This window comes from Corynebacterium sp. NPDC104732 (assembly GCF_055583565.1).
The window spans coordinates 70,308-84,432 of record NZ_JBVJNS010000011.1 but is presented as its reverse complement, the minus strand read 5'-3'; the positions used below and the strand labels follow the sequence as shown (position 1 = coordinate 84,432).

Annotated in this window: 9 protein-coding genes; 1 reads left to right on the top strand and 8 read right to left on the bottom strand. The window is 60.9% G+C overall.

All coding sequences use genetic code 11. From position 1 onward, the window contains the following. Window positions 1-158 precede the first annotated feature (158 nt). From ACZ6ZO_RS09235 to ACZ6ZO_RS09220, 4 genes are all read right to left on the bottom strand, one after another. Window positions 159-497, bottom strand: a complete 339-nt coding sequence (locus tag ACZ6ZO_RS09235; protein ID WP_465292087.1) for a P-II family nitrogen regulator — start codon at window positions 495-497, stop codon at window positions 159-161. Between the two features lie 3 nt (window positions 498-500). Continuing rightward, complete coding sequence (locus tag ACZ6ZO_RS09230; protein WP_465292077.1) at window positions 501-1,802, bottom strand: ammonium transporter; 1,302 nt, start codon at window positions 1,800-1,802, stop codon at window positions 501-503. Between the two features lie 106 nt (window positions 1,803-1,908). Continuing rightward, on the bottom strand, window positions 1,909-3,507 hold the full coding sequence (gene ftsY, locus ACZ6ZO_RS09225; protein WP_465292075.1) for a signal recognition particle-docking protein FtsY: 1,599 nt from the start codon (window positions 3,505-3,507) through the stop codon (window positions 1,909-1,911). A 48-nt stretch (window positions 3,508-3,555) separates the two neighbouring features. Further along, window positions 3,556-4,500, bottom strand: a complete 945-nt coding sequence (locus ACZ6ZO_RS09220; RefSeq protein WP_465292073.1) for a cation diffusion facilitator family transporter — start codon at window positions 4,498-4,500, stop codon at window positions 3,556-3,558. A 142-nt stretch (window positions 4,501-4,642) separates the two neighbouring features. Here ACZ6ZO_RS09220 and ACZ6ZO_RS09215 point away from each other — a divergent pair, with 142 nt between their 5' ends. Further along, the gene (locus ACZ6ZO_RS09215) at window positions 4,643-5,035 is read left to right on the top strand and encodes an ArsR/SmtB family transcription factor (RefSeq protein ID WP_182386404.1); all 393 of its coding nucleotides are present in this window, start codon (window positions 4,643-4,645) and stop codon (window positions 5,033-5,035) included. A 43-nt stretch (window positions 5,036-5,078) separates the two neighbouring features. Here the strand turns inward: ACZ6ZO_RS09215 and ACZ6ZO_RS09210 are convergent, their stop codons facing one another. The 4 genes from ACZ6ZO_RS09210 to ACZ6ZO_RS09195 all read right to left on the bottom strand — a co-directional run bounded on the left by ACZ6ZO_RS09210 (window position 5,079) and on the right by ACZ6ZO_RS09195 (window position 14,090). Continuing rightward, window positions 5,079-8,405 carry a hypothetical protein gene (locus ACZ6ZO_RS09210; RefSeq protein ID WP_465292070.1) on the bottom strand — a complete coding sequence of 1,109 codons (3,327 nt, stop codon included), beginning with the start codon at window positions 8,403-8,405 and terminating at the stop codon, window positions 5,079-5,081. 24 nt (window positions 8,406-8,429) lie between these two features. Next, window positions 8,430-11,864: a chromosome segregation protein SMC gene (gene smc / locus ACZ6ZO_RS09205; RefSeq protein ID WP_465292068.1), complete on the bottom strand. Its 3,435-nt coding sequence runs from the start codon at window positions 11,862-11,864 to the stop codon at window positions 8,430-8,432. A 523-nt stretch (window positions 11,865-12,387) separates the two neighbouring features. Further along, window positions 12,388-12,654 carry an acylphosphatase gene (locus ACZ6ZO_RS09200; protein ID WP_465292066.1) on the bottom strand — a complete coding sequence of 89 codons (267 nt, stop codon included), beginning with the start codon at window positions 12,652-12,654 and terminating at the stop codon, window positions 12,388-12,390. Further along, window positions 12,651-14,090, bottom strand: a complete 1,440-nt coding sequence (locus ACZ6ZO_RS09195) for an alanine/glycine:cation symporter family protein (protein WP_465292064.1) — start codon at window positions 14,088-14,090, stop codon at window positions 12,651-12,653. Before ACZ6ZO_RS09195 ends, ACZ6ZO_RS09200 begins: the two co-directional genes overlap by 4 nt. Window positions 14,091-14,125 lie beyond the last annotated feature (35 nt).

Sequence of the window (14,125 nt, the reverse complement as noted above, 5' to 3'; positions counted from 1 at the left end):
AACAGTCCTACTGACAGGCATAACAAGCAGCTTCCTCCCGGCAACACACGCCGGGCTCAGCCACGCAGACCCTCCAACAAAAAGTCCGCAGTCCCCAAATAGCGCTAGTTCTACTCCGACTCTCGAATTCCAGGTCTCGCGTTCAGCCTGGAAAACCGCTAGAGCGCTTCATCCCCCCGCTCCCCAGTGCGCACTCGAACGGCTTCTTCCACGGGGGTGACCCAGATTTTCCCGTCTCCTACTTTCCCAGTGCGGGCGGAGGCAATAATAGCTTCGATGACTTTTTCCGCAGCTTCTGCGTGCACCAGGATCTCTATTTTCGACTTGCTGACGAACTCGGGGTTGTAGTTCGCCCCGCGGTAGACCTCTTGCTTAGCTTTCTGCGCGCCGAATCCTTGCACTTCGGTTACCGTCATACCGTGAATTCCGAGCTCGCTGAGGGCAGCGCGCACGTCGTCAAGCATGAACGGCTGGATGACGGCGTTTACTAGCTTGATCATTTATTTTCCTTCCATTCCGAGTGCATCGTAGGCGGTTTCACCGTGAACGTGCGCGTCGATGCCGCCGTGCTCTACCGCGCGGTCGACGCGCCAACCCAGGGTCTTCTCCAGCGTGAACCCAATCACAGCGGTCATCACTCCGGTATAGAGCATCGTCACCGCTGCCACCACTGTTTGCACGATGAGCAGCTTGAAACCATAGGAAACATCGCCGGTGAAGATCCCGTTTCCGTGCGCGAACAGCGCCAGTCCGACGGTGCCCCACACTCCTGCGACCAGGTGGACGCCGACTACATCGAGTGAGTCGTCGAATTTGAAGCGGTATTTCAGTGCCACGCCGAAGGCCGCCAGGACCCCACCGAAAAATCCCAGGATTAGGGAGGTGACCGGGGTGAGCACTCCGGCAGCAGGCGTAATAGCCACCAGTCCCGCGACGACGCCGGAAGCGGCACCGAGTGAGGTGGCATGGCCGTCGCGAAGCTTTTCGGCGAGTAGCCACCCGAGAATGCCTGCGGCGGCTGCGGCGGTGGTGTTGAGCGTGGCCAACCCCGCGGACCACCCCGCCTCGTGCGCCGAACCGCCGTTGAAGCCGAACCAGCCGAACCACAGCAGCGCCGCGCCGAGCATCACGAAGGGGAGGTTGTGCGGGCGGTGCGCGGAACGCATAAAGGTATGCCGCTTACCGACGAGTATTGCCAGCAGGAGCGCAGCCGTGCCAGCGGAGATGTGGATGGCGGTGCCACCGGCGAAATCCACTGGTGGTACTTTGGCTTCGCCGTCCTCGGCCCCGAACATCCAGGCGGCTACCGAGTGTGCGTGCTCGGAGAGTACTCCCCCGCCCCAAATCATGTGGGCGAGCGGGAAATAGACGAACGTCGACCACAGTGCTGTGAAGGCCAGCCAAGTCCCGAACTTCACACGGTCCGCCAACGCTCCTGAGATAAGCGCACAGGCGATAACCGCGAAGGTGAGCTGGTACCCCACTTCAATTACGGTCGGGTATCCAAACGTGGAGATCACCGGGGCGTCGGCCGTACCGATCGAACCACGTAGCCCAAAGAACTCGAACGGGTTGGAAAACAACCCTGCAATGTCCTGTGTGCCGTAGGACATCGACCAGCCCCACAACACGTATATAACGGTGACGACGCCCAGCGAGCCGAACGACATCATCATCATGTTCAGCACGGACTTTTGGCGGGACATTCCCCCATAAAACAGCGCAAGCGCCGGTGTCATGAGTAACACCAGCGCTGTCGAGACCAACATCCAACTTATGTTGGCAAACATTTCCGTATCCATATGACGGGCCTTCTTTCATCTCATCAGGGGCCCATCATTAGCCCTATGTGAAACAGCCTAAACCCGTCTGGATCGCCAGTTGGAAGTTTTATTCACACTGTTGTGGTTAGGCGAGCAGAGCGTCCACGAAGCTTTCCACCTCGAACGGTGCAAGGTGATCTGCGCCTTCGCCGAGGCCAACCAGCTTGACCGGGACCCCGAGTTCTTCCTGGACCTGGAACACGATGCCACCCTTGGCCGTGCCATCCAGCTTGGTCAGCACTACGCCGGTGATGTCCACGACGTCGCGGAACGTACGGGCTTGCATGAGGCCGTTCTGGCCGACGGTGGCGTCGAGAACGAGCAGGACCTCGTCTACCTTCGCCTTCTTCTCGACCACGCGCTTGACCTTACCCAGCTGGTCCATCAGGCCGACGGAGGTGTGGAGGCGACCTGCGGTGTCGATCAACACCACATCGGCTTGCGTTTCGACGCCCTTAGCCACCGCATCGAATGCGACGGATGCTGGGTCAGCACCTTCTGCACCACGCACGGTCTGGGCGCCCACCCGACGGCCCCACGTCTCCAACTGATCAGCCGCCGCAGCACGGAACGTATCCGCTGCTCCCAGCAGCACCTTGTGCCCCATGGACACCAGCACACGAGCGAGCTTGCCGGTCGTGGTGGTCTTACCGGTACCGTTCACGCCCACCACCAACACGACGGCCGGCTTGCCCTCATACGGCATCGCCTTGATCGAGCGATCCAGTTCCGGCTTGCCCACCTCAATCAGCGTCTCACGCAACATTCCGCGAGCCTCGTCTTCGGAGTTCACACCGCGCTCGGCGATCTTCTCCCGCAGGGACTCCACCACCGTCATAGTGGTCGCGGTACCCAGGTCAGCCATAATCAGCTGATCCTCGATCTCCTCCCATGCGTCCTCATCCAGGTCACCAGCGGTGAGCATGCCCAGAACCGATTGGCCCAGGAAGTTGTTGGACTTCGCCAGCTTGCCACGCAGCTTACCCAGACGGCCAGCGGCAGGCTCGATCTCTTCCGCAGGGGCGGGTGCAGGTTCCGGCTCTGTTTCTGGAACCGGGGTCTGCTCCAGGGCAGCCTCTGCAGCATCAGCGGTGACCGCTGCCGCTTCAGCTGCCTCCTCGGCTTCTGCAACGACTTCCGGTTCGGAAGGCTCAACAGGTTCTTGAGCAGGTTCCTCAGCAGGTGCTACCGCTGGTTCCACCGCCAGTTCCTCTGCCACTTCCTGGGCAATCGGGGTATCCGCGACAGGTTCCGCAATAACCTCAGGCTCTTCAACTGGTTCTTGGGTCACCGTGGTTTCCGGTTCCACAACAGGTGCCACCTCAGGTTCCGCAGCGGGTTCCTGCGCGACAGGTTCCTCGACCACCTCAGGTTCCGCAACGGGTTCCACAACGGGTTCTGGCGCAACGGGCGCGACAGTCTCAACAGGCTCCGGCGCTGCGGGTTCCGCGGGTTTGAGTTCCTGGCCGTCGAGAAGCTCTGGCTCTTTTGCCGGGGCGAAGTTAAACCCGCCGGCAGCGGTGTAATTACCGCTCTTTTCCTCGCGGGTCAGCTCCTTCGGCTGTTCCTCCTTAGTAAAGGAAACAGTCTTGTCTTTTTTCCGTTTGTTGCCGAGCACGACCAGCAGCACAACGAGCAGGAGTAGGACGACGAGGGCGCCAATGAGGAGAGAGGTAATATTCATGGCTTCCATATTGGCAGTAACCCAGCGCCTCCTGCCACTCGAATACCCCTAGGCGGGCAGCAATCGAAGCTCTTCTAGGCGAGGGATTTTGCTCTTCATGCGCTGCGAAAGTTCGGTTTGCATATGACGCAGCTTCTCGACGCTCACCCCAGATTCCATTTCCGCCAGCACATCCATAACCAGCTCGTGCCCGAGCCAGCGGGCTCGCACACCCGATACTCGAAGGATGCCTTGTTGGTCTGAGGCCACGTGGGTGGCGGTGTCGATGAGATGTGGGTCTACGCCGTCGAGAAGCCTGCTGAGCACGCTCTTCATGGAGCTGACCAGCACGCCAACCACCATCACCCCGATGAAGAGGCCCACGATGGCGTCGATCCGGCCGTGCCCGAACATCGCCCCTACCGCGCCGATAACCACGGCGAGGGAGGTCAGTGCGTCGGCGCGCGCATGCTGCCCCTCGGCGATGAGCGCGGCGGAGCCGACTTTCCGTCCCGCCCGGATGCGATATTGCGCGACAAGTTCGTTGCCGAGCGCACCGATGATCGCGGCGGCCAGCACCCATCCGATGTTGGTCATGTCGCGTGGGTGGCGCATGGCGTCGATGACGTCAACAAAAATCATCCCGGCAGATGCTGCAATGACCAGGCCAATAAACAGGCCCACCAAGTCCTCCGCGCGCCGCAGGCCAAAGGTGAAGCTTTTCGACGGAGCCCGGCGCGCCAACCGCAACGCAATAATTAACGGAATGGTGGTGACGAGGTGGCCGAGGTTGTGGATCGTGTCGGCGAACAGCCCGACCGAACCACTGATAGCCACGATGACAATCTGAAGAGCAGCCGTCACAGCCATACCTGCGAGGCTAATCCAGGCCGCCCGCATCGCAATTCTGGAGGCTTCGGCAGAATCGCTGATCATATGCGCGTGATCGTGCGAATGCGGCACGATCGCATGTTTCACGCTGTGCCACAGACCGTGGTCATGGTGCTTATACATTCTTTAAGTATCTGCGCACCTATGCAGATATGCAAGTAGTTGCTTGGGATTTAGCGTACCGATGGGACTTTTCAGCCCCGAAAAATCCCAAACGTACGCTTGATTTTGGATCGCCCTTTAATACCGGCGTTATAGTAATTCCATGCACAAAAAGGATACGATCCACGCCCCCGACCTCATGCACGCTAACCTCGCTGCAGAGTCTTTCCGCATTTTGAGTGACCCAACCCGTATCCGCATCATCTGGCTGCTGTTGCAGGGCGAATTCAACGTCAATCAGCTGGCCGAGACTTTGGAGGTCACCCCATCGGTGGTGAGCCAGCATCTGGCCAAACTCAAGACCGCGCAGCTGGTGAACTTCCGTAGGGAAGGCACCTTCATGTTCTACTCTGCCAAGGACGAACACTTGGAGCTGTTGCTGAGTGAGGGGCTCTCTCACGCCGAGCACGTCGCTGGTGACGTCGCTGGTAATGGCCCCCACTCATACCGGGACGCAATGCGGGTTAAGAACTGGCACGCAGCCCACGAGGACTAGCGGCCCACTGCCCCCGAAAAGCAGCTAAGCAAAACCCATTCGACTACATCCCTGGGTACTTCACTGCCAGCACCATTGCCTCAGCGGCGACGAGGTCACCGGTAACCAGCTCCGGCACCACTTCCGCAAGCTCGGCCCATTCGGCAGCGGCCTTGAGCAGCAGCTTCGGTTTGCCCATGAGTCCATGGGCATGCATGCGCGCCGCGAGAGCGAACACCATCGAGGCCACTGGCACGAGAGCCCAGTGATTTTCGCGGGCGTCGGTGTCCACGCCGTCGAGCTTGTCGAAGCGGACGCGAGCGGAAGCGTACACAGCCTTGCTGGCTCCCTTGAGCGCACGCAAGGTGCTCACCATCGCTTGAACGAGCTGCTCGTCGATGAGTTCGATGAGCGTGGCCCGCTTGTGGAACGCCTCCATGACTGCCAGCAGTCGGGAAGAATCATCCATGATGGCGCCTGGGACAATATCTCCCTGGGAGAAAAGAACCCCGAGCAACGCCTGCTGCTGAGCCTCATCCATCATCGCCAGCTGGACAGTGGAACGATCAATGCACGCGGTGTCCAAGGTATTGTCGCGGCCGGTGGAGAGCGCCTCTACCAGCCGTTTTCCGGCCAGCGCCTCAAGTTCTTTGACCAGCGGACGCACCGGCTTTTCGTTTTCGATCAGTGCGGGCAGCTGCCCCATCAGTTCCAGCGCGCCGATCCACGGGGAGCGATGCGCGCCAGCGGAATTGGAAGAGGAGAACGGCCCCAAGATCAGCCCGGAGGAAATGATACGGCCCGGCTGTTTCTCCGCTGCAACGAGAGATCCGGACAGCGCGTCGAGCGCGGCGCTCGGGTTGGAGCGCAGCGCGGTGAGCACTGCTTCCCTATCGCTGTGCTCGTCCTTCCACGATGACAGGTAGTCCCACAGCACTGGCATGAGGCGCGGATCTTCTGGCGCCACGTCTACCTCGCCGGCAAGGAACGCGGAGAGTTGGGCGAACGCCGGGTCTGGGTCGGCATAAGAGCCTTCTTGTTCCAACCGGATTGCTGCGTCGGTAGGCGCATAAGGGGCGCGCAGGATATTGAACGGATCGTTGGTGTGCACGTCCACAATGAGGTCGCCAGCCCCCACCAGCTCGGCCGGTAGTTCAGTGGTGCGATCCAGGGTCAGCGATTGCGCGGGAACCCACGGTGCGGATGCCAGCCAGATCCAGGCTGCGAGCCCATCGCCGTCGACAAGCAGCTGCGTGCCGTCGAGGGTGAGCGTGGTGAACGTCGGCGTGGCGGTGATATCGGCGAGGTTAACAGAGGCGCGTTTCTTACTGCGCGGGTCGGTCCATTCCAGTTCGAGGCGGCCGCTCATCATGGTGGTGGCGGGCAGGAGGGCCTCGTAGGTGGTCTCGTCGGAAGAGGTCATCTTCACCGTACGCACCGGGGCGCCGTGCTGGTTACGCAGCGAGATCGTCGGCCGCCCCAGGCCCTTACCTGCGCGGATACGGATCGGCCGGGTGGGGTCAAGGTCGGCGGCACGGCACGCAATACGCGTCGTACGCCACACCGCTGGCTTACCGACGAGCGGAAGCTCAAACTGCAGTCGCGGCGGAGTAAACCGCAACGGAAGTTGATCCCCCACCTCCGTGGTGATGGCGAAGGTCGCCTCGGCAGCATCGGGCGCCACAGAAATCTCGGCAGGGGTGATCTCGAATGGCTTAAAGGTCGGCTTCACCAAGAGCACGGCCTCACTGAGGCCACCAGCAGCCGGAATACGCACAGAACGCACCAGACCGACGAAATCGGTAGAAGCGGCCATGCCCTCCACGATGGCGTACTCGTGGCGGAACGACTCGTTGCGTGGGCCGCGCAGTCGCACCAGGTACTCTCCCACCCACGGATCGTCGTAGGCCTCGGGGTCGAAAATGTCAAAGCTACCGCCCTCAGCCGGCACCTCCAGGGGCTCTTCCTGAGCCACTTCCTCACCCGCAGCACCGGCGCCACCGAACGAGGAAATAGACAGATACCAGGTCTCATCCGCACCAGAGAGCGTAGGCGGAAAATCAGCGATCAAACTGGCGCTATGCACCTGCAGACCCGAAGCCGTGCGCACATTGTCTACCGGTTCGGACGGATCCCGGAAGGTCACCCGCTGGCGCGGATTAATCGCACGTACCGGCCGCACCGGAGAGATCTGCTGATTCGGGCGCACCAACTGGATGGAATCCGCCGCGGAGGTATCCAGCACCCGGCAGATCCAGGAGTCCCAGCCCTCAATGGCAAAAGTCTCTACCTCTGGAAGCGCCTTGGACGTCACCACGTCTACCAGCTCGGCATCCGCAGGCGCCACGACAGACAGGGCTGCGTAGTGAAGCGTCTTTTTCCCGGAGATATCGTGGCCCTTGGGGCTGAACACCAACATGGGGTCCTCAGAGTCCACCACTGGGACCGTCCAGGTGATGTTGTTGGTGGAGTCCACCACGGTCAGCTCACGCAGTGGCCTATCGAGGGTGATATCCAAGGCCTCGGTGAAGGGCGAGGTGTCGCCCCACGGGCGTCCGGTCCGGAAAATCCGGGTCGTGCCCTCCATAGACACCCGCCACACGATCTCCGTTCCTTCACCCACGTGCTGCTCTGGCAGGCGTAGGCACACTTTCCTGCGGGCAGCATCGAGGATCACGCGGGGCCGCAACTCACGAGTGGCCACACCGACCGCCATACGACGGTTCTCGGTACCGGCGGGACGTTCCTTCAGCTCCTCCACCACTGAGTCATTCACCAGGGGCGCGAGCTCCAAATGGGAACGGTCTCGGTCGAGCCACGATTTCGGGTGTTCGAGGGAAAACGCGCGTACCGCAGCGATGTCCTGGAAGAGCTTGTCGTGGAACTGGCTCAGCGGAATATCGAGCTCAGCGGGGTCAAAGTCCCCATCCATGGCTTCGAGCACATCAGGGATCTTGGCGCTGGTCACACCGGTGTGCAATTCCAGTGCGAGGACAGGATCCTCGGAGCCAACGAATAGGCCAGTCTTGTCCAGCAGCTCGAACACTTTCGCTGCGGGGACGTCGGCAAGCGCTGCGTCCAACTCGAGGCCGGCACAGTATTCGACAAAGAACTGTCCGCGTTCCACCATTCGGGAGGCACGCTTAATCAGTGTGGTGGTGGTGAGGGCGGGCATGACGTCGATAAGCGCGGCAAAATCGGCGCCAGCGGACAGCTGACGGCGCACGAAGGTGCCGAAGAACCGCTCGATGCGCTGCAGCTCGTCGCGGGACAGCCCAGAGTCTGGGAAGAAGGAAATATCGGCGAGGGTTTGGGCGAGCTCCAGTTCCGTCTGGGATGCCCACCCCAGTAGAGAATCCTGCAAATCTGCAATCGGTTGGCCGCCGCTCAATGTTCTTCCTTTCGTTGGTAACCCTTAATTTTTAGCAGGACTCATCCGCTGGCTGATGACCCGGGTGACGCCGTCTCCTCGCATGGTAACCCCGTACAGCACATTTGCCACGTCCATGGTGGGTTTTTGGTGGGTAATCACGATGAGCTGTGATGTTTCCCGCAGTTTTTCAAACAGTGCGATGAGGCGACGCAGGTTGGTGTCGTCCAGCGCTGCTTCCACCTCGTCCATGACGTAGAACGGGCTCGGGCGCGCCTTGAAAATGGCAACGAGCATCGCTAGCGCCGTAAGCGACTTCTCACCGCCCGACAGTAAGGTCAGGCGCTTGACCTTCTTGCCTGGCGGGCGCGCCTCCACTTCAATACCCGTGGTCAGCATGTCCTCCGGCTCCGTGAGCACCAACCGGCCCTGACCACCGGGAAAGAGGGTGGCGAACACAGCCGGGAATTCGCGCTCCACGTCATGCCACGCGTCAGTGAACAGCTGCAGGATTTGGGCGTCGACGTCCTCGATCACGCCATTCAGATCGGCGCGCGCCTTCTCCACATCGGCGAGCTGACCAGCCAGATACTCGTAGCGTTCCTCCAGCGCCTTGAATTCCTCCAGCGCCAGCGGGTTGACCTTACCCAACGAGGCCAGCGCTTTTTCAGCCTTTTTCAGGCGCGCTAACTCCGCGCCCTTGTCAAAGTCATCATCCGGGGCATAGTCGCTGAGCAGCACCGCAACGGGGACTCCCAGTTGGCTTTCCGCTTGGGTCTGCGCTTCCTCAATGCGCACCTGGGCCTGGGACCGCGCGATATCCGAGGCGTGCTTGGAATCGCTGAGCTTGTTCAGCTGCTGCTGGAGTTCCCGCACCTCGTCCTTTGCTTTGCCCAGCTCGGCACTCACTGTGGACTTGGTCGAGGCTGTGCGGGCGCGCTCTTGTTCTGCATTGGTGAGCGCATCCGCCACGCGATCTTGGATGAGCAGCGCGTTGCGCTCCACTGCCTTGGCAAGTTCCCTAGCAGCTCGGCGGGAGGCCATAGCCTGTTCGTGGCGGGCCTTGGCTTGGCGTTCATGGGTTGCTTGGCGGCGGAGCTGGTCGGCCCGGCCGCGGGACTGTCCAGCGCGTTCCTCGGCGGTGCGTAGCGACAGGCGGGCTTCCATGTCCATGGCTTTGACCTGGGCAAGGGCGGCTTGGGCTGCGTCGCGCTCTTCGGTGGAGGGTTCTTCTTCCTCCTGGTCCTCGACGCGGGCGAGGCGGTCGAGGGTCTCGTCGAGTTGTTGTTGTGCTTCAATGGCGCGCAGCTCGGCTTGTTGGACGCGGGCTGCCATGCGTTCGTGTTCGTTTGTGCTGGCCAGGGCTTGTTTAGCGAGGCGTTCGGCATCGCGGGCGAGGGATTCGAGGTGGGTATCGTGTTCGCGGAGGGCAGACTTGGCGCCGGCGGCGTCGATGCGAGCTTCTTCCGCAGCCTGGATGGCGCCTTGGAGGGTGCCGGCGATGTCGGCGAGGTCGGCTTGGGCGCGGGCGAGTTCGTCGGCAGCTTCAGCGATGTGGGCGGCGGTTTCCACGGCCAGGGTGCCAGAGCCCACTGCGACCCAGCCTTCGCCACGCAGGGTGCCGTCCGGAGTGACAGCGCGCAGCCGGGGGTCGTGTTCGATGACGGCGGGGGCGGTGGCGGCGTCGGTGAGGACGACGTCGGCAAGCAGCCGGGTCAGTGGCCGTGCATAACGCTTATCGACGTCCACGTGATCCAACAACCACGAGGCGCCTTTCGGCAGTTGCGCGTCCATGCGCCACTCGGTGGCGGTGGATGCTTCGATGAGTACTGTGCGGGAGATGTGTTCCGCGTCGATACGTTCCAGAGCTTGGGCCACATTGTCGCCACTAAGAGCTTCGGCGGTGGCGCCCAGTGCCGCGGACAGCGCTTTTTCCATGCCCTTGTGCGGGGTAATGAAATCAGTAATGGGGTGCCAATCATCCAGTTGAACGGCGTGTTTTGGGGAGGTCTGTTTGAGCGTGTCGATGCGGGATTCCCACCGGGAAACTGCGCGTTCCAAGTCCCGCTGCTGAGTACGCAGTTGTTCGAGGCGGGATTCAGCGGCGCCAGCCTCGGCAGCAGCACGGGTGTGCTTGTCCTCCAGGGGAGCACGCTCTGCGGTGAGCCGTTCGATGTCCTCGAGCAGAGTGGCGTGCTCGCTGGTTGCTGTGTGTGCGCGCTCAAGCGTGAGTTCGAGTTCCTCTTCCAGACGCTCGGCTTCGGCTTTGCTTGCTGTCACCTGCGCTCGGTGGGATTCTTCTGCGGCAAGCAGCCTGACGACCCCTTCCCGGCGGTCTGCGATAGCCCGGACTCGCGCCAGGTGTTCCTGGTCTGCTTGTTTCAGTGCGTCTTCGTGTTCCTCGACTTGCTCGCGGATGGATTCGAGGCGTTCGCGGGCGATCTCAACGGCCTGGTCGAGTTCGGCTTGCTGTTGTTCGGCCTGGTCGGCACGTCGTTCCAGGTCATCGGCGTCTGGGCCGTTGTAAGGGATGTCAGGGCTGGCTGTGGCACGATCAGCGGCGATGCGGACCGTAGCGGACACGCGCTCAGCGAGCGCGGACAGCTGAAACCACAGCTGTTGTGCAGCGTCTGATTCTTTGGTGGCGCGCTCCAGCATCGCTTCAAGTTCCACGGTGGTGGCGGTGGCTTCTTCCAGGCGCTCGGTCAGGTCTTCGACCTGCTCGGCGAGGATCCTGGTCTGCTGGTCGACATTCGAGAGCTTTTCTTGTAGTTCGACCAAGTTAGCGCCGGCGATGCGCAGCCTTGCATCCCTCACTTCTGCCTGCACGGTGGCCGCCTTTTGGGCGGTTTCGGCCTGGCGAGCCAGCGGCTTGAGCTGCCTCTTCAACTCGCCGGTAAGGTCCGTCAGGCGATCCAGGTTCGCCTGCATGTTAACCAGCTTGCGCTGCGCTTTTTCTTTCCGACGCCGGTGCTTGAGCACGCCCGCGGCCTCTTCAATGAAAGCGCGTCGCTCTTCCGGCTTGGACTCCAAGATTTGAGCCAGTCGCCCCTGTCCCACGATCACGTGCATTTCCCTGCCGATACCAGAATCGGACAGCAGTTCCTGCACATCCATCAGGCGCGCCTTCGCACCGTTGATTTCGTATTCGCTGGCACCGTCGCGGAACATCCGACGCGTGACTGACACTTCCGTGAAGTCAATCGGCAGCGCCCCATCGGAGTTATCGATGGTCAGGGTCACTTCCGCGCGACCCAAGGGTTTCCGATCCCCTGCACCCGCGAAGATGACATCTTCCATCTTCCCGCCACGCAGGGTCTTCGCGGAGTGCTCCCCCATCACCCACGCCAGCGCATCCACCACGTTGGATTTACCCGAACCGTTCGGCCCCACCACCGCACAGATCCCAGGTTCAAATTTTAGGGTCGTTGACGAGGCAAAAGACTTGAATCCTTTGAGAGTCAGCGATTTAAGGTGCACCTTGCGATGATAACACCCGACATCAGCCAACCTGTGGCTAAGTTTTCGACTAGGAGGGGCACATGAGAATCGCAGTTTCCCACGCCAGGGAATTGAATCCTGGGAGTGGCTGCACGGAATTTGGTTTCGGGGTCGCCATTGCCCGCCTCCTAGAAGGGGTGTGCCGCCACACTGGGGTATGCCTGGTTGTTTGTGCATTGGCCCCGACATTACCCTCCCGAAGTTCGGGCTCATCGAAGCGTTTTTAGGGCAATCTCGGGGGCGTAATGTCGGGGCCATGGTTGGGACTGCGGACGTTTTCTTGGAAGGATTTACGCGGCGCTAAGCCCGGTGCCCACACCGGGAGAAAGCCTTACAGCTATGCCTATTGACCAACCTGTTACTTCTCGACGTAAGTCTTTAATTCCATCGCCACTGTTATCGGGACCTATCTTCACAATCACACCGCAAGGGCCACCACCATGGCGCAGAATTTAGCCCCGAGGGCAAACCCCACACGCTTCACCTGGCTACAAGCCGAAAACTAGCGCACCTCAAACCCTGAGAGGCCCCGGGGATCCGACCACTGCTCAACGACGGTGGTGACGGAACCGGGCGTCGTCCCGCTGCGTAGCCAGGCGAGCAGAGATTCGCAGGCTGCAGCAGGTCCTTCGGCGACGACGCACACCCGGCCATCGACGAGGTTGGTGGCGCTGCCGGTGAGGCCGAGTTCCAGCGCTTTGGCGCGGGTGTGCCAACGGAACCCCACGCCTTGGACGTGGCCATGGACGAACGCGGTGAGGCGGTTCATCGGCGGGTGATCGGGTCAGAGCCATCCCAGCATTCCATGCCTTCCCAGCCACGGATGCCCTTGACATCATCGCGGTGGAACACTGGGTTTTCGCCACGGGCGCGCTGCTCAGCGAAGTTCTTCAGCAGCGCCACCGCAATGCCACCCATCGGGATGATAGCCAGCAGGTTCACGGTAGCCATCAGACCGGAGAAGGTGTCGGCCAACGCCCACACCAGTGGCACGGAACCAAGCGCGCCGCCGAATACACATAGGGCTACCAAAGCTCGGTAAATTGCCAGAACAGCCTTGGACTGGGTGATGAACTCGATGTTGCTCTCGCCGTAGTAGTAGTTACCGATCACGGAGGAGAACGCCAGGAATACGATCACCACGGTCAGGAAGTGGATACCCCACGCGCCCACGTTGGAGGCCAGCGCGTTCTGCGTCATCTCCATGCCTTCGAGCCCTTCATCAATGTCGCCGCGGGCCAGCAGGATGATGAACGCGGTGATAGAGCACACCACGATGGTGTCAAAGTACACGCCCAAGGTCTGAATCAGGCCCTGCTTCACAGGGTGAGACACCGACGCGGTGGCGGCAGCGTTCGGGACGGAACCCATACCAGCCTCGTTAGAGAACAGACCACGCTGGACGCCCTTCATAATCACGGTGCCAAGGGTTGCACCCGCGAACTCACGAATACCGAACGCATGCTCCCAAATGGACACCACCATGCCAGGGATCTTGTCCGCATTCAGCGCGAGAACGATGATGCCGACCGCGATGTACATCGTCGCCATCGCCGGCACCACCACCTGCGTGACGTTCGCGATACGCTGCACACCACCGAAAATAATGGCAGCAGTTAACAGCGCCAACACCCCACCGACGATCAACTTGATCTTCCTCGGATCAGCGTCAAAGGACGTCACCATCGCAGAAGAAATAGAATTCGACTGCACCGCATTAAACACGAAACCGTAGGTGACGGTGATCATAAAGACGAACAAGGTGGCCAGCCACTTCAGGTTCCACACCTTGGTGATGTAGTACGCAGGGCCGCCGCGGTACGACGACTTGTCCCGCACCTTGAACGCCTGCGCCAACGTGGATTCCACGAACGATGTTGCGCCGCCGATCACAGCGAGCATCCACATCCAGAACACGGCGCCTGGACCACCGGCAGCGATGGCGACGGCAACACCGGCCACATTGCCGGTGCCGACGCGGGATGCCGCGGAGATCGTAAATGCCTTAAACGCGGAAATGCCCTTTTGACCATCCGAGATATCCGAGGGCTTTTCTGCGACCGCTTTGAACATGTCAGGGACATAGCGGATTTGAACCACAATCGTGGTGATGCAGAACCACAGGCCTGCGCCAACTAGGAGGACGATCATGAACTTCCAGTACTGTTCATTGAACGCCTCAACGTATGTAAGGAGGTTTTCCATAAAGGTAGAGTAACTGGAATTTAACGATACTTAAT